The sequence below is a fragment of the Salimicrobium album genome (genome assembly GCF_900107115.1).
GTDB classification, from domain to species: domain Bacteria; phylum Bacillota; class Bacilli; order Bacillales; family Halobacillaceae; genus Salimicrobium; species Salimicrobium album.
The window spans coordinates 154,408-171,129 of the sequence record NZ_FNOS01000003.1 but is presented as its reverse complement, the minus strand read 5'-3'; the positions used below and the strand labels follow the sequence as shown (position 1 = coordinate 171,129).

Genomic DNA, 16,722 nt, shown 5'->3' with positions numbered 1-16,722 from the left:
CGGCCCGGAAGCACGTCTTTCCGGGCTTTTTTTTCGAAGGAAGAAATACACGGGTGAAGGAGTGAGCATTCATGAAAGAGGAAGAATTCAAGAAATCCGTAAAAAAAGAGATACATAAAAACAGAAATGAAGTGGAAGCAGATCCGCATCGGCAGAGCTATCATCTTATGGCTCCGGTGGGGCTGATGGGCGAACCTGCCGGGCTTGTGGAATGGGACGGAGAGTATCATTTGTTCTTTCAATGGAACCCGTTCGACACCGGGCACAGTATGAAAATACGGGGACATTACCGTACAGTCGATTTCCTCCATTACACTCTTGAAGAACCGGCTCTCGTACCGGGTGAGTGGTACGATGCCGAGGGCTGTTCTGCAGGGAGCGCCGTCATCAAAGACGGTGTCCTTCACTTGTTCTATACTGGGTATGCAAAAGATAAGGATGGACAAATACGGGAGTATCCGGCCGTAGCGGTTTCGGAGAACGGTCACAGCTTCGAGAAACAGGAAGTGCTCCTCGATTTGCCGGAAAACGTCACCTCTTCTTTCCGCTCCCCCAACGTGTGGAGAGAAGGGGATCAGTGGTTCATGGCGGCCGGTTCGCAAACAGAGGGGGACAGAGGGGTGATTCTCCTGTATACGTCCCCCGACCTGAAAGAATGGGAAGTCGTTAAACGTCTGGCGGAAGCGGGAAATCGGGAGGGAGAAATGTGGGAGAATCCGGATTACTTCACTCTGGATGGGGAAGACATTCTTTTCTTCAGCGCCCGCGGATTAACCTCAGAGGATATCCATTTCCGGAATGCCTCCCAGGCCGGATATATTTCCGGAGTGACAGAAGGGAAGAGATGGCGAAAGGAAGATTTCAGGGAGCTGGATCGGGGTTTCGAATTTTACGCACCGCAGACGTTCGAAACGGGCGGACGCCGATTGATGATCGCCTGGATGGGAGTACCCGGACAGTATGAAGAGTCACATCCGACGGTAAACAGCGGATGGACACATACCTGGACTATTCCGAGAGAACTTTCATGGGACGGGGACAAAATTATTCAGCGTCCTTTCCCCGAGGCTCGCCAATGGAGAAAAAGCAGGGAACCCGTTGAGAAGAAAGCCGAGATTACCAACGATCAGCAGGAGTTGGAAGGTGTGAACGGCAGGGCAGCAGAGCTTGAGATCGAGTTTGAATCACTGGAGGACATGTGGGCAGTGGAACTGTTCCGTGAAGCATCGTTTTCCTATAAAAGATCCGAAAATCTTCTCACCCTCTCCCGTCCTCACCCCGAAGAACCGGAGAAGACCGAATTCAGGCATGTACAGCTGGACGGCCCTCTTCGCAATCTGCATCTGTTTATCGATCGTTCGTCGCTTGAAATCTTCGTAAACGGCGGGGAAGAAGTATTCACATCACGTATCTTTGCGGATGCTGCATTGTCCGATCTTGCATTCACTTCTCTTGGAACTTCCACGTTCGGAGTGAAGATGTGGGAGCTTGCTCCTGTAGAAATCACATCCTATGCGTAGGGAGTGAGCGGATCTGTTCGAGCTCCGGGCAGGTCTCCCGATTTCCCCGAAACAGGAATAGAAACAGGGAAGCTTTTGATGTTACGTGAATCATATAAGGAGAAAGAGGGGTGCACCTATGACTTACGGAAAGAAACTGAGAGCCTCCGAGCGCCGGGAAGCTATTTTGCAACGACTGAAAATACGGGGTGCTGCTGTTACCGGTAAACTGCTGGCAGAAGAAATGAAGGTGACAAGACAGGTGATCGTGGCTGACGTTTCACTGCTAAAAGCCGGAGGTGAGCCGATTATAGCTACCAGTCAGGGCTATCTTTACATGAAAGACGAAAAGCAGGATTTTCACTACAGGAAGACGATCGTATGCTGCCACAGCCCTTCCGAGACGAAGGAGGAACTCGACATTCTTGTCGATCACGGGGTACATGTAAAGAGTGTAGTGGTGGAACACCCGGTTTATGGAGACATGAAAGCCGAGCTCCATCTCGAAAACCGCCGTGATGTGGAACGTTTCGTAGAACAGGTCCATTCCTCGAATGCTTCTTATCTTCTGGAATTGACCGGAGGTGTCCACACTCATGAGATAGCGTCCGAGAGGGAGGGAGCTCTCCATGAGGCGCTACGGGAACTGGGCGGAAGAGGCTTCCTCGTAGAGTAAGAAACAGGAGACAGTATTCCTGCTTCTTTTGTATAAGAAAGAAGCGCGGTATGCCACACACAAGCTTCGGTATATCTTTCTTCTATCAAAACCCCTATGATATAGTGAACAGAGAAGGAATTTCGAGAAAGGGAAGTGGCAGACGTGGAATTTATACCTTATTTTGTAACGGTGATCATCTTTTTAAACGTTCTGCTCGGGTTTACGATTATATTCCTGGAACGCAGGGACGCCAGTGCCACATGGGCGTGGCTGATGGTATTGATGTTTGTTCCTGTAGCCGGTTTCATTATTTATCTGATGTTCGGCCGCCGGTTAAGCAGAAAAGAAATATTCACGTGGGATAAGAAAGCACGCCTCGGCCTGTTAGCGGCTGTACAGGAACAGCTGCGTGCAATCGATAATGACGAGTTTGAATTGAAACATCCGGAAGTCGCTCCTCACGAAGACCAGATTTATATGCATTTGAAAAACAATGATGCACTACTTAGCCAGGATAATAAACTGGATCTCTATACGGACGGAGAGGAGAAATTCCAGGCACTGATGCAGGATATTGAGAAAGCTCAGGACCATGTTCACCTCCTTTATTACATATTGCGTCACGATAACCTGGGGAGGAGGCTCGGAACGGTTCTGAGAAAAAAGGCCGAAGAAGGGGTCTCTGTGAAACTGTTGTATGACGACATGGGGTCCCGGCTGTTGAGCCGCTCCTACATAAAAGAAATGAAGCGTGCCGGTGTGGAGATGGAATCTTTCTTCCCTCCACTCATTCCTAAACTGAACATGAAAATCAACTACAGGAATCACCGGAAACTGGCAATCATTGATGGAACGATCGGATACATCGGCGGGTTCAATATCGGGGATGAATATCTCGGCAAAGATAAGAAATTCGGGTATTGGAGAGATACGCACCTGCGTGTCAGAGGGAGTGCCGTCCACAATTTACAGACACGGTTTATTCTGGACTGGAACCAGGCTTCCAAACGCGACATTCTGTATGACGAGCGATTCTATCCCCTCTTTGAGTCGGAGCCCGGGGATTCGGCAGTACAGATCGTCTCAAGCGGCCCCGATTCCGAATGGGAACAGATCAAGCACGGATACATCAAGACGATTCTTTCAGCGAAAGAGTATGTATACATCCAGACGCCCTACTTCATTCCGGACGACAGTCTGCTTGATGCCCTGCGCGTCGCTTCTCTTTCCGGGGTGGATGTGCGAGTGATGATTCCTAACAAACCGGATCACCCTTTTGTATACTGGGCGACGTATTCAAACGTCGGAGATCTGCTGTGGGCAGGTGCCAAAGTCTACATTTATCAGAACGGTTTTCTGCATGCGAAGACGATTGTAGCTGACGGCGTGGTCTCCTCGGTAGGTACAGCGAACATCGACGTACGGAGTTTCCGTCTTAATTTTGAAGTGAATGCGTTTGTTTATGATACGAAACTTGCCGGTGAACTGACGGACAGGTTCATGGAGGACAGTGAGCTCACTACTGAGCTGACCCACTCCCTGTACGAGCAGCGCTCGGTGTGGATCCGCTTTAAAGAAGCGATCGCCCGGCTGCTTTCTCCGGTTTTATAAATGAAAAAAGAGTTCAACTCCCAATCTCAGGGGTTGAACTCTTTTTTGTATTATTCAGGGTTGCGGCACATGCCCGGAATAAGGAAAATATCGATAACCAGCCAGATCCAGAGTACGAAAAGAGGGAACCAGCCAATCAGTATACCTGTAGTAGCCCAGCCGGCTGCGCCGAGAATCAGCTGGATGATTCCGGAGCCTGTGCGTCCTGTATAAAATCTATGAATGCCCAGCTGGCCGAGGAACAGCCAGAGAATGTAGGCAAGAATGACACTTCGCTTCTGCATGGAGAGACTCCTTTCTGAATAAGTGTTATAGAATAAGGATTCCCGTTTATAAATGAACGAAAACGAACGGAGCACACTTGAAGTGTACTCCGTCCGAAGAGAGGTCAGGTTTTCTGGTGTACTACCAGAGAGTTCGGGTCTTTCGGAAATTCTTTATCGTATCCCGTCGTCATATTGGGATATACCAGGGCAAAGAGGGGAGCCCTTCACCGGCGTTCTGCCGGTGACGTGGAGGGAATTCCGCCTCCACGCGGTATTTGAAAAACGGGTGGTTCCGCTTTTTTTCCTCATCCAGCTCCAACTTCCAGAAGCTCCTGTCGTAAGCAGTACCCTTATTTTCGGGAAAGGCACCCGAAAAGTAATTCCCCTGCTTACGCCAGCGCTTCTAACCGGAAGTTTCCGCTTTTGTTTCTCCAGCTGCACCACCCAGAAGTCCGCGTTCTAAGCAGCAGCTTCTTTTTTCAGGAAAGACCGTCTGAAAAGCGAACTTTCTGCTTAGTCCGGAACTTCTGAACGGGTGGTTCCGCTTTTGTTTATTGCTCACTCAGTGTCAGGGTTATTTGCTGTTGCTGGCCGTTTCTGTAAACGGTCAGCGTCGCTTCGTCTCCTGCTTTTGCATCCTCATACAGATACTTGCGCAGGTCGAGGGTGGAGGCGACCGTTTCTCCGTTAATTGCTGTAATCACATCATTTTGCTTCAGTCCTGCTTCTGCTGCAGGTGTGCCTGTTGCGGTTTTACCGACTACTGCGCCGCCTTCTACGTTTTCAGGAAGATTCAGTTCCCCCTGAACAGCGCGTGCCGGCAGTTGAGATAAATCATAGAGAGAGACCCCGATATAAGGGCGTTCCACTTCTCCTTTCGATTCGAGTTCCGAGGTGATGGAAGTGACCGTCTCTGCCGGGATGGCGAATCCGATGCCTTCTACTTCCGCTTTCGCTATCTTCATCGAATTGATACCGATCACTTTTCCGTTCTGATTAATCAGAGCCCCGCCGCTGTTACCCGGGTTGATGGCAGCATCGGTCTGGAAAACGGTAGTATGCCAATCCGGTTCTGAATCCCCGTTCAAATCGACGGGTACGTTTCTGTCCAGACCGCTTACGATTCCTTTGGTCACGGAACCGGCGAAGTCCATACCTAACGGGTTACCGATGGCGAAAGCCGTCTGACCGACCTCTACATCTTCACTCTTCGCAAAATCTGCTACTTTGGAAACGTGCTCAGCGTCTATTTCCAGAACTGCCAGGTCCGTAAAGGGGTCACTTCCCTGGAGTTCGGCATCCGTTTTGGTGCCGTCACTTAAAGTGACCTCCAGGTCGGAAGCCTGTTCGATGACGTGGTGATTCGTCACAACAAGGGCCTTGTCTCCATCCTTTTTATATATGACTCCTGAACCTGTACCGGCACTTTTTTCTCCGCGTGCTCCTTCTTTCACGGCACTTACGCCTACGACCGCTTCCTGTGCGGCCTGAATAGCTTTAATATTATTTTTTTCGGTGTTTTCGACAGTAAGCGGGTTCGCCTGAGCTTTTTCAGGGTTTGTTTCTATATTTATCTGAATCCCCTGGGACTGGAATAGTGCCGTTACGATAAAAACGGCTACGATGGCTCCGAAGACCCCGAAGGCGAATCCGTTTCGTTTGGAGACCCGTTTACCGTCTCCGTTGCGCTGAAATAGTTTCATCGTTCGGAAACCGCTCCTTTCTGATACAATATGAATAAATCTGTGAGAAGATGTTGTATAACTTATTATAAAAAAGAGATATGGGATGCATATGGATTATTTACGGAATAAATATGTAAATACAGGAGGTAATGGAATGGACACTTATATAGGACTCGTGGAAGATGATGATAACATCCGGGAAATCGTGAAAACGTACCTGGAGAAAGAAGGGTACCGGGTGGAGGATGTGGATTCGGCGGAACAGGCATGGGAATTATTCAATAAGTCCGCAAAACCTGATCTGTGGGTCCTGGATATTATGCTGCCCGGAATGGATGGTTATGAATTTTGTAAAAAGGTACGCACGCATTCGGAAGTTCCGATCATTATTATTTCAGCCAAAGACGAAGAGGTGGATAAAATACTGGGGCTGGAGCTCGGAGGTGATGATTACCTGACTAAGCCGTTCAGCCCGCGCGAGCTTGTTGCCCGCGTCAAGAGGCATGTGAAACGCTGGAAACAGATGCAGAAGGGGAGAGGAGCCGACGGGGAGGAGACGATTCTTTCCGGGAACCTTGAGCTGAACTTAACGGAACGTCTTGCTTTTTATGCAGGGGAGGAAGTGGAGACGACCCAGAAAGAGTTCGAGATGCTCCGTGTGCTTGCCGAACACGAGAATAAAGCTTTTTCCCGGGAGACGCTTCTCGAGTCCGTATGGGGTATGGATTACTTCGGGAGTGACAGAGCTGTTGACGATCTGATGAAACGACTCAGAAAGAAATTCCCCGATCTCGATCTTGAAACGGTGTGGGGATACGGGTACAGATTGAGGTCTCCGGGCTCATGAGACTGCTCCATCAGCTGAACACCGCCTTTACGGGACTCATTCTCGTCGTAATGACGATTACGGCAATCGTACTGTACTCCCTCGTTATGGATATTTTTATTATGGATGAAAAAAGGCAGCTGGAAATGCGTGCGGAGCTGCTCGTCGACATTTTGAACGATCCGGATCGTCTTCTCCAGTCTCCGGAAGTCTCGAGTCTGATTCAGGATCAGAACTACCCCCTTCTCCTGTTTGATAAGTCCACCGGAGAGCTGTTGTTTCACACTCTCCCGGAAGAGGCAGCGTCAGACTGGGTGGAACGTTACGAAGAAGAGCTTGCGGGAAGTGACACGTGGGACAGCGGGTACGGCCAGTACGTCGTCTCGGATCATGAACTGAGTGGGGACCAGGTACTGGTGATGGCTACGCCTATCGGGGACCTGGCCGCCATCCAGATGAATTTCGTCTGGAGAATAATGCTCATCTTTGTTCTTGGCCTGCTTCTTGCAGCAGTTGTCAGTTATCTGTTCACAAGAAAGCTCGTCACTCCTCTTGAACGGTTGAAACAGGAGGTCAAAAAGATTGAAAAGCGTAAATTCAATGAAGTACAGCCCGTACAAGCGACCGGAGAAATAAAAGAAGTGGACCAGAGTGTAAGACAGATGGCCGGAGAACTTGAAAGATACATCCGTACACAGCAGCAGTTTTTCCAAAACGCCTCCCACGAGCTCAAAACTCCTCTCATGTCCATCCAGGGATATGCGGAAGGTATAAGGGACGGTGTGTTTGAAGGAGAGAAAAGAGATCGTGGTCTTACGGTGATGGTGGAAGAAATCGACCGCCTGAAAAAAATCGTAAATGAAATGATTCTGCTGGCCAAACTCGACAGTAACGAAGATATTTATCGGCCGGAAGACCTGAAATTAAGTGAATGGACAGGTCGTGCGGCGGACAGGCTGCTGCCGCTGGCGGAAGAGAAAAATATAGAAGTGGACGTGCATATAGAAGGCGACGGGTTCATCAGTGCTGACCCGGAACGTTTCCTGCAGGCTCTTATGAATATAGGGCGAAACGGAGTGCGTCATGCGTCATCCCGACTTTCGATTACGGTGGAAAGAAACGGGGACTTCCTTATCCGCATACAGGATGACGGGGAAGGCATCGGAGAAGAAGTTATGCCGCACTTATTCGAACGCTTCCAAAAAGGAAAAGACGGGGAAACGGGTCTTGGCCTGGCGATCTCAAGAGCGATCATCGAGAGAAGCGGCGGAACGATTTCAGCCTATAATCTGGAAGGTTCCGGAGCCGTCTTCGAAATAAGACTCCCGGTCTCGGGGTGAGCGACTTGCAGCACGTGCTATAATAAGATAGGAAATTATATTATAGAATAGAATCAGAAAGGTGATAGATGACATGGAAGCGAAAAAAGCCAGAGAATCCTTTACAGTTAAAAATTCTCACGTCCTCCCCCCGGATACGAACAGTCACGGGACGTTATTCGGAGGCAAGCTGATGGCGTATATCGATGATATTGCGGCAATCGCTGCAGTCCGGCACTGCAGGCAGCCGGTAGTCACTGCATCCATCGATTCCGTGGACTTTCTCCATCCTGTGTTCGAAGGGCACGCGATATGTCTTGAAGCTTTCGTGACCTGGACTCACAATACTTCGATGGAAGTATTCGTTAAGGCGATAACGGAAGACTTGCTGAGTGGAGATCGGAAAGTATGTACCACGGCGTTTGTATCGATGGTAGCCGTAAACGAAGAAAATAAACCTGTACCGATTCCGGCCGTTTACCCGGAAACCGATCAGGAAAAACGTCTCCATGCGGGAGCTTCTGCCCGTCATGACCAGCGAAAAGAAAGAAGAAAAGAATCGAAAGAACTGGCGGAAATATACGGAACGGGCCTCCCGTGGTAAAAACAAAAGCGTAGCCATTCGATTAGAAGGTCTAAGATAAGCAGACTCTCCGGGCTTCGGGTGTTTTGTCCCGAAACAGGAGGGGCAGCTTATCTTACGGACTTCTGAATGGCGAAGCTGGATGAAATAGAAAAGCGGAAACTTCCGATTAGAAGCGCAGGTGTAAGCAGGAGGCTTACTTTTCGGGTGCTCTCTCCCGAAAATAAGGTTACTGCTTACAACAGGAGCTTCTGGAAGTTGCAGCTGGACAACAAAGGCGGACCCACCCGTTCAGAAACAAAGAAAAAAGCGCGCAACCCCTGAATACTGCTCAGGGGTTGCGCGCTTTTTATCGGTCACCGGGAGGAGTGGTGTATAACTTCAGGAGGCGTTTCTGCCTCGGGCAGGGTCGTACACAGGGAGTCCCAGTCATGAGCGGCACCGTCGCGCATCGTAACGATACGGTCGGCAACAGCTTTTGCATCTTCCCGGTCATGAGTGACGAAAACAGTCGTCGTTCCCGTTTTCTTCAGAATGTCATACAACTCGTTACGAATAGTAACCTGAAGGTCGGCCTCGAGACTGCTGAATGGTTCATCAAGAAGAAGCAGGGAAGGGGAGGGAGCAAGAGCTCTGGCAAGGGCGATCCTCTGCTGCTGTCCTCCGCTCAACTCATGAGGATACCGGTTTTTATACTCATCCATCCGGACAAGATCCAGCATTTCAACTTCTCCGCCTCTTTCTTCGGAAGAGGAGGCTTCTTCTGAAGAAGTTTCTTCTTTCTCAGCTTTCTCTCCGTTTCCGGAGCTTTCTTCTTCTCCCGAGTTGTTTCCGCACGCTGCGAGAAGCAGGAGAAAAGCAAGGAACAGGGTTGAAATAAATACTTTTTTCATAGTCCCGGCTTTTTTATGTAGTTCAAATGAAAATGGTTATCATTTGCAGTCTTTATTTTATAACATTGCGAAAAATAGTCAATAGAAATTTCGGATATTTTTGAATTAGACGGAGAAAGCGGCATGCGCTTCCTCTGTCTGTTCAGTGACAGGCTGTATAAATCCTCCCTGTAAAGGGCGATCCAGCAGTCCGGCGTCCATTGGCAGCAACAGGTCTGTGCCTGCAACCTGGCCTTCTCTCCCGAGGCGGACCATAAAGCCGTCCTCCGGTTCCGAAATCTTTGTCTCCGTTACAGTGGCAGGGGTCTGATGTTCAATTTCCTCGACAGTATCGACTATATCAATGTGGTAATTATCATTGGTTCCCGTGTAATCCGAAGTGAAAAAGAGGGCCAGGGCGAGTCCTATTATCGTAAGCACTGTACAAATGGCCTGTTTCATAAAATGTTTTCTCCTTTCGATGAATTGGGTACTCATTGTAGAGATACTTGAAAAAATGTCAAACAGTTCGGGAAAAGAATTTTAATTGTTTTCATTTATTGGTAAAGTGAAAGAAGGAGAAGAATTGGTTGTTTTAATTCTAAGGAGGAAAAGAATATGGGGTTAGCGGAAAGTGTTATAAGTTTTTTCAATGATATATTGTGGGGCTATGTTCTCATCGTCGTACTTCTCGGACTGGGGTTATGGTTTTCCATAAAGCTGAAATTCGCCCAGTTCCGTCTCATACCGGAAATGTTCCGGGTGCTTTTCGATAAAAGATCGATTACAGCAGAAGGCAAGAAAGGAACATCTGCGTTTCAGGCATTTGCTATAAGTACCGCATCCCGTGTAGGGACAGGGAACCTTGCAGGTGTCGCAGCAGCCGTTTCCACCGGCGGCCCGGGAGCCGTATTCTGGATGTGGCTTGTGGCCATCCTTGGCGGAGCATCGAGTTTTATCGAAAGTACGCTGGCTCAAATATTCAAAACACCGGAATACAATCAGTATCGCGGAGGTCCTGCCTATTACATGGAAAAAGGACTGAACAACCGTACTCTCGGAATCATATTCGCTATCACCATCACGTTTACATATGGGCTTGTTTTCAGTTCCGTGCAGTCGAATACGATCTCTTCCGCTTTTGAACGTTCTTTCTCTCTCGACGGCTGGGTGCTCGGGCTGATTTTAACGGCTATCGTAGCGTCCATCATCTTCGGAGGTCTGAGAAGGATTGCTCAGGTGACGCAGTTCATTATCCCGATCATGGCATTTTTCTACGTGGCTTTGGCTCTGTACGTCCTGTTTCTCAACCTTGGGCAGGTTCCGGATATGATCGGTCTTATTTTTTCCAGTGCTTTCGGTTTCCGTGAATTTGCAGGCGGTACTATCGGAGGTATGATCATGATCGGTGTGCAGCGTGGTCTGTTCTCGAACGAAGCCGGTATGGGTAGTGCGCCGAACGCAGCTGCTACCTCGGAAGTGACGCACCCGGTGAAACAGGGACTTATCCAGACGCTTGGGGTATTTATCGATACGCTGATCATCTGTAGTGCTACGGCAACTATTATCCTCTTTTCCGGAGAATATAAGAATCCGGGAGGCGCAGAAGGGATTCAGATCACCCAGATGGCTTTTGAGAATGAGATAGGACAGTGGGCCTCCATCTTTATTGCGGTCGCCATCTTCCTATTCGCTTTCAGTTCTATCATCGGTAACTACTATTATGGGGAAACGAACCTTGAATTCATCCGGACGAGCGGAAGGCTGAAACTCATTTACCGTGCGAGTGTACTGCTCATGGTGATGTTCGGGGCCGTTGCCGAATTCGGTCTCGTGTGGTCGCTTGCGGACATGACGATGGGAATTATGGCACTGATAAACCTGTACGCCATCTTCCTGTTATCGAAGATCGCTTACGCGGCGCTGAAAGACTATTTGAATCAGCGCAGACAGGGGAAAGACCCGGTCTTTTATCAGGACCATCTGCCCGGTGTGAAGGGTATGGATTACTGGAAACGCACGGACCCTGTCAGAAACGATAAGAAATAAACGAAAAAACGTATCCACATTGGATGTCAGGCTGTCGAGAAAATCTCGGCAGCTTTTTTTTTTTTGTTTTTCAATGAAGGGCGAACGGGATTCACCCCCCGCGCGAGAACTCCACAAAACTTGCAGAGAAAAACAGATTCCTCTACAAGCTGAAACCGCTCCCGCAGCGGTTTTTTTCGTATTCCTTCGTCTCTGTGCTAAAATACAATCATGATCTGAACGAAAAAGGATGGTAGCTATGAGTATACTGATCGCAGAAAATCTCGCTAAAGGGTACGGAGATAAAATACTGTTCGATGAACTTTCATTTACGGTGGAAGATAGGGAAAGAATCGGTCTTATAGGCGTAAACGGGACCGGGAAATCCTCGTTACTGAAAATCCTCGCAGATATCGAATCGAAGGATGCAGGTAACGTTCATCACGCCAAGGATTTCCACGTGGAATATTTGTCCCAGGAGCCTGAACTTGAAGAAGAAGACACGGTTTTTGAACAGATTTACTACGGGGACTCGGACATTATGAAAGTGTTGCGGAGATACGAGAAAGCTCTTCAGCAGACGATGGAAAAGCCGGAGGACGAAAAGGTCCAGAACGAATTGATGGAAGCACAGGAAAAAATGGAAGATGCGGGAGCATGGGAAGCGAGTACGGAGGCGAAAAAAGTCCTCTCCCAGCTTGGCATCGAAGCGTATAACCATAAGGTGAAGGAGCTGTCCGGGGGCCAGAAGAAGCGCGTGGCGATTGCGAAAGCCCTGCTGCAGCCGGCGGATCTTCTGCTTCTGGATGAGCCGACCAACCACCTTGATAATGAAACGATCGAATGGCTCGAGGAGTATTTGAGTCAGTACAAAGGGGCACTTATGCTTGTCACCCACGACCGCTATTTTCTGAACCGGGTAACGAATAAAATATTTGAACTGGAAAGAGGACAGCTTTATGAGTACGAAGGTAACTACGAAGTTTTCCTTGAGAAAAAAGCGGAACGGGAAGAACTCGAAAAACGGAGAGAAGCGAAGCATCAGAACGTGCTGAAACAGGAACTTGCATGGCTGAAGCGTGGAGTGAAAGCCCGAGGTACGAAACAGAAAGCCAGAAAGCAGCGTGTGGAAGCGATGAAGGAGAAGACGTTCGAAACGGATAAGGAAGAAGCTGATATCGCTACGGCCTCCACCCGCCTCGGAAAACAGGTGATGGAACTCGAGGATATCGGCCATAAATTTGAAGAGGACTATCTGTTCCGTCATATCAGTGATCTGATTGTACCGGGAGAACGTATCGGCATCATCGGACCGAACGGGACCGGAAAGACGACGCTGCTCAATATAATGGCAGGGCGGAGAGAACCGTCGGAAGGCGCCGTACACATCGGACCGACTGTGAAAATCGGATACTATAAACAGGACCACGAAGAGCTGGATGGCGATCAGACTGTCATCGGGTACATTAAAGAGACGGCCGAAGTCATCTCGACGAAAGATAAGCATCAGGTGACAGCCGAGCAGATGCTTGAGCGGTTTTTATTCTCCCGCAGCCACCAGTGGACGTATATAAGAAGGTTATCAGGGGGCGAACGCCGCAGACTGTATCTTCTGAAGGTGCTGATGGAGGAACCGAACGTCCTGTTTCTCGATGAGCCGACGAACGACCTTGATACGGAAACGCTGAGCGTGCTTGAGGATTATATCGACAGCTTTCCGGGTGTCGTCATTACTGTCAGCCACGACCGTTACTTCCTCGACAGAATCGCCGATCGGCTGATTGCTCTTGAAACTGATGGGAATTTCGAGAAGTTTCAGGGAGCCTACAGTGAATTCCTGGAGAAAAAGAAAGAGGAGAAGAAACAGGACGCTGCACCTGCTCAGAAAAAAGAGTCGCGTACGAAGCGGAAAAAGAAACTGTCCTATCAGGATCAGCAGGAATGGAAGACGATTGAAGACGATATCTCGGCTGTAGAAGAACGGATCGAAGAGATCAAAACAGAAATCAGTGAAACCGGAAGTGATTTCGATAAAGCGGAAGAACTGTACAAAGAACAGCAGAGAAAAGAAGAAGAACTTGAACAGAAAATGGAACGGTGGGAAGAATTGTCCGAACTGATGGAAGAAAACTGATGGAAGAAAGCCGGGGGCCTTCATGAAGGTCCCTTTTTTGTATTGAAGGGGCAATTGTGAAATAATAGAAAGCGAAAAATTCCTTGGAAAGGTGATGAGTGTTATGCACCAACATATGCTTGATAAGTACGCAGATCTGGCGCTGAGAACCGGAGTCAATCTGCAGAAAGATCAGAAACTGGTCATTAATTCTACGGTAGAGGGAGCGGACTTTACGCGGGTAATCGTAAAGAAAGCTTTTGAACTGGGGGCAAAAGACGTACATATCAATTGGGGAGACGATGACATTACCCGCCTGCGCTATGAATACGCAGATACAGAGACATTGAAAGAAGTTCCAGAATGGCAGCAGGATATGTTCAAATCGTTCGGCGAAGAAGGGATGGCCATTCTTTCCGTACGTGCAACAGATCCCGACCTTCTGCAGGGAATTGACGCAAAAAAGATTGCTGCAGCGCAGAAATCCCGCAGTGAAGCCATGGCCGAATTTCGTAACTACACGATGAACGACCGGATTCAGTGGTCGATTGTCAGTATCCCGATCACCGCCTGGGCGCAGAAAATATTTCCGGAAGCAGACGCAGAAACAGCGAAAGAGAAGCTGTGGGAGGAGATTTTCTCTATCGTCCGCATCGACCAGGAGGACCCGGTCAAAGCGTGGGATGAGCATAATGAAATGCTTGAAAACGCACGGCAGTTCCTGAACAGAAAGCAGTATAAAGAGCTCGTCTACCAGGGACCCGGTACGAACCTTACCGTTGCTCTTCCGAAGGGGCACATATGGAAAGGCGGAGCTAGCCGGACGGAAGACGGTGTGCCGTTCAATCCGAACATGCCGACGGAGGAAGTTTTTACGGCTCCTCACAAATACGGAGTGGACGGAATCGTTTCGAGTACGAAACCTCTGAATTACGGGGGCAGTGTGATCGATAACTTTACACTTACCTTTAAAGACGGAGAGGTCGTCGACTTTTCTGCCGAGCAGGGAGAGGAAACACTGGAGCAGCTGCTTGATACGGATGACGGAGCTTCCCACCTCGGTGAACTGGCGCTCGTCCCTCACGAGTCTCCGATCTCGCAGTCAGGCCTCATATTCTACAATACCCTGTACGACGAGAACGCTTCCTGCCACCTGGCTTTCGGAAAAGCGTATCCGAACAACGTGGAAGGCGGTTCTGACATGAGTGAGAAAGAGCTTGATGAGAACGGGGTCAACCACAGTCTTGTACACGTAGACTTCATGATGGGCTCCGGCGAAATGGATATAGACGGAGTTCTTGAAGACGGTAAAGAAGAAGCTGTAATGAGAAATGGCAGCTGGTCTCTCGACTTCAATGAAGATTAATAACGGGTCGGGAAGGGTATAAGATTTTCACAACCGAAAAGAAGGAGTGAATCTTATGCCGGGACCGGAACACGAACTTGCAGGGTTCCAGGGGAACCCTAACGAATTCAGTAAATGCAACAACTGCGGTAAACTGCTTCAGACGAAAAAAGAAGAAGAAGTGAAGCTTTGCAAAGCCTGTCAAAAGCGTCATAAAGAACGGGAAACTGATTATGACGATGTAGAATAGAAAGATGCAAAAAAAGAGTTCCGCCGAAAATGGCAGGAACTCTTTTTTGCATCTCTCCCATCATTTACTTCGGGATAATGCGTATTTCTCTCTTCTTCGTTTTGAAGAGGATGGCATCAGCACATGTATGATCGCTCCGAGTACGCCCCCTGCGAAAGCGGGGAGGGCCCAGGCGAGCCCGATCGTTACGAACGGCAACATTTCTACGAAGGCTGTCAGTGGTTCTATGCTGATCTCCAGCACCTGAAGCCCTTCATAAAGACTGATTATTGCGGTAAAAGCGACTGCTCCCCGATAGACGTAGCGCGAGTGCCGGAAATACTTGCCGATAAACGCAAGAATAACGAGAACGATAGTGATGGGATAAAGAAATGTCAGTACCGGTACCGAATACTTGATGATCTGGTTCAGTCCGAGATTTGTAATTCCGAGGCTGAGGATGGTCACGACGGTAATGACCTGTAGATAAGTAAGCTTCGGGATACGCTTCGAAAAGTACTGCCCGCAGGTTACGGTGAGACCTACACAAGTCGTAAAACAGGCGAGCGTTACAAGGAGCCCCAATATAATGGTTCCTGTAGATCCGAACATCGTTTCGGCGGCACTGGACAGGAGAAGACTTCCGCTGGCGAAATCTCCGGATGGGGCCATTTTCACTCCTACCCAGCCGATCGCAGCGTAAACGAGGCTGAGGCCGATGGCAGTGACAGCGCCTGCTTTAATCGTCTGTCTGGTAAGTTGTTTTTGGTCAGTGACTCCCTGCTGCTGGATGGAAGTGATGACGATGATTCCGAACGCAAGCCCGGCGATAGCATCCATCGTCAGGTAACCTTCGACGAAACCGCTGAAAAAGGGAGTGGTCCCGTATTTTTCTCCCGGGGCGACGGAACCGGAAGAAGGAAGAAACAGGGCTCCTGCCGCCAGGGCTGCGATAGACAGGAAAAGAAGCGGAGTGAGCCACTGTCCGATTATATCGACGAGTTTCGAAGGGTTCCGGCTTATGAGAAAGACGATGGTGAAAAAGATGAGAGAAAACACAAAGAGAATGGGGGAACTTAAGCCTCCGGTTAATGGAGCCGTTCCCATCTCATAGGCGACGTTGGCCGCTCTCGGGATACCGAAAAAGGGACCGATCGCGAGATAAATGAGTGAAACAAAAGTAATAGCAAAAGCCGGGTGCACTCTTCCGGCAATCTCCGTAGCTCCGTTTTTGGAAAGAGAAAGAGCTATTACAGCCGTAATAGGGAGTCCTACCCCTGTAAGGATGAAACCTATGATAGCCGGAAGATAGTTCTCTCCGGCCCCCATGCCGAGGGAAGCCGGGTAAATGAGGTTACCCGCTCCGAAAAACATGGCGAACAACATAAATCCTACTGCTATAGTTCTTGAGTTTTTCAACCGATGCGCCTCCAATGTATCAGGCAGCTTCTTAATAGGAAGTATGCCTTTTAAAAAATATTAATTTTTAGAAAATAAAATTAAATCAAAACCGAACTTTATGTTATCAACCTCCAAATGCTATGTCAATCTATTTAATGTCAAAGCTCAGGATCCCGGCGAGTCAATAATGAAAAGGTTTACATTCTGAAACGCTCCTACAGAGGGATTCACGGCGTCTGTATTTGTTTACACGGGAAGAAGTTACATATAGAATAAAGCTATGCTTT

15 protein-coding genes are annotated in these 16,722 nt (G+C 48.8%); 10 read left to right on the top strand and 5 right to left on the bottom strand.

Translation table 11 applies throughout. The annotated features are described in order from the left end of the window. Window positions 1-71 precede the first annotated feature (71 nt). From BLU03_RS06925 to cls, 3 genes are all read left to right on the top strand, one after another. The gene (locus BLU03_RS06925) at window positions 72-1,520 is read left to right on the top strand and encodes a glycoside hydrolase family 32 protein (protein ID WP_093106657.1); all 1,449 of its coding nucleotides are present in this window, start codon (window positions 72-74) and stop codon (window positions 1,518-1,520) included. A 118-nt stretch (window positions 1,521-1,638) separates the two neighbouring features. Next, window positions 1,639-2,175 carry a transcription repressor NadR gene (locus BLU03_RS06920; RefSeq protein WP_093106654.1) on the top strand — a complete coding sequence of 179 codons (537 nt, stop codon included), beginning with the start codon at window positions 1,639-1,641 and terminating at the stop codon, window positions 2,173-2,175. A 144-nt stretch (window positions 2,176-2,319) separates the two neighbouring features. Continuing rightward, complete coding sequence (cls, locus tag BLU03_RS06915) at window positions 2,320-3,768, top strand: cardiolipin synthase (RefSeq protein WP_093106651.1); 1,449 nt, start codon at window positions 2,320-2,322, stop codon at window positions 3,766-3,768. A gap of 50 nt (window positions 3,769-3,818) precedes the next feature. Here the strand turns inward: cls and BLU03_RS06910 are convergent, their stop codons facing one another. After that, entirely contained in the window at window positions 3,819-4,052 is a 234-nt protein-coding gene (locus BLU03_RS06910) for a TM2 domain-containing protein (RefSeq protein ID WP_008589371.1), read from the bottom strand. A gap of 533 nt (window positions 4,053-4,585) precedes the next feature. Further along, window positions 4,586-5,737: a S1C family serine protease gene (locus BLU03_RS06905; protein ID WP_093106647.1), complete on the bottom strand. Its 1,152-nt coding sequence runs from the start codon at window positions 5,735-5,737 to the stop codon at window positions 4,586-4,588. A 136-nt stretch (window positions 5,738-5,873) separates the two neighbouring features. Here BLU03_RS06905 and BLU03_RS06900 point away from each other — a divergent pair, with 136 nt between their 5' ends. From BLU03_RS06900 to BLU03_RS06890, 3 genes are all read left to right on the top strand, one after another. Then, window positions 5,874-6,566, top strand: a complete 693-nt coding sequence (locus BLU03_RS06900) for a response regulator transcription factor (RefSeq protein WP_008589375.1) — start codon at window positions 5,874-5,876, stop codon at window positions 6,564-6,566. After that, window positions 6,563-7,885, top strand: a complete 1,323-nt coding sequence (locus tag BLU03_RS06895; RefSeq protein WP_093106644.1) for a sensor histidine kinase — start codon at window positions 6,563-6,565, stop codon at window positions 7,883-7,885. The genes BLU03_RS06900 and BLU03_RS06895 overlap by 4 nt, the downstream gene beginning before the upstream one ends. A gap of 73 nt (window positions 7,886-7,958) precedes the next feature. Then, a complete protein-coding gene (locus BLU03_RS06890) occupies window positions 7,959-8,468 on the top strand; it encodes an acyl-CoA thioesterase (RefSeq protein ID WP_076571579.1) in 510 nt (169 codons plus the stop codon). Window positions 8,469-8,803: 335 nt separating this feature from the next. On the opposite strand, the gene BLU03_RS06880 is transcribed toward BLU03_RS06890, so the two are convergent. Further along, a complete protein-coding gene (locus tag BLU03_RS06880) occupies window positions 8,804-9,340 on the bottom strand; it encodes an ATP-binding cassette domain-containing protein (protein ID WP_093106638.1) in 537 nt (178 codons plus the stop codon). Between the two features lie 105 nt (window positions 9,341-9,445). After that, window positions 9,446-9,781 carry a hypothetical protein gene (locus BLU03_RS06875; RefSeq protein ID WP_093106634.1) on the bottom strand — a complete coding sequence of 112 codons (336 nt, stop codon included), beginning with the start codon at window positions 9,779-9,781 and terminating at the stop codon, window positions 9,446-9,448. Window positions 9,782-9,937: 156 nt separating this feature from the next. Here BLU03_RS06875 and BLU03_RS06870 point away from each other — a divergent pair, with 156 nt between their 5' ends. The 4 genes from BLU03_RS06870 (at window position 9,938) to BLU03_RS13535 (ending at window position 15,055) form a co-directional block, all read left to right on the top strand. Continuing rightward, the gene (locus BLU03_RS06870) at window positions 9,938-11,368 is read left to right on the top strand and encodes an alanine/glycine:cation symporter family protein (RefSeq protein ID WP_093106631.1); all 1,431 of its coding nucleotides are present in this window, start codon (window positions 9,938-9,940) and stop codon (window positions 11,366-11,368) included. 238 nt (window positions 11,369-11,606) lie between these two features. Then, entirely contained in the window at window positions 11,607-13,481 is a 1,875-nt protein-coding gene (locus BLU03_RS06865) for an ABC-F family ATP-binding cassette domain-containing protein (protein WP_093106628.1), read from the top strand. A 103-nt stretch (window positions 13,482-13,584) separates the two neighbouring features. After that, a complete protein-coding gene (locus BLU03_RS06860) occupies window positions 13,585-14,826 on the top strand; it encodes an aminopeptidase (protein WP_093106625.1) in 1,242 nt (413 codons plus the stop codon). 55 nt (window positions 14,827-14,881) lie between these two features. Beyond that, window positions 14,882-15,055 (top strand): hypothetical protein, encoded by a 174-nt coding sequence (locus BLU03_RS13535; RefSeq protein ID WP_008589388.1) that lies wholly within the window; start codon window positions 14,882-14,884, stop codon window positions 15,053-15,055. Between the two features lie 60 nt (window positions 15,056-15,115). Here BLU03_RS13535 and brnQ read toward each other — a convergent pair whose 3' ends face one another. After that, complete coding sequence (gene brnQ, locus BLU03_RS06855) at window positions 15,116-16,453, bottom strand: branched-chain amino acid transport system II carrier protein (protein ID WP_093106622.1); 1,338 nt, start codon at window positions 16,451-16,453, stop codon at window positions 15,116-15,118. Between the last annotated feature and the right edge of the window lie 269 nt (window positions 16,454-16,722).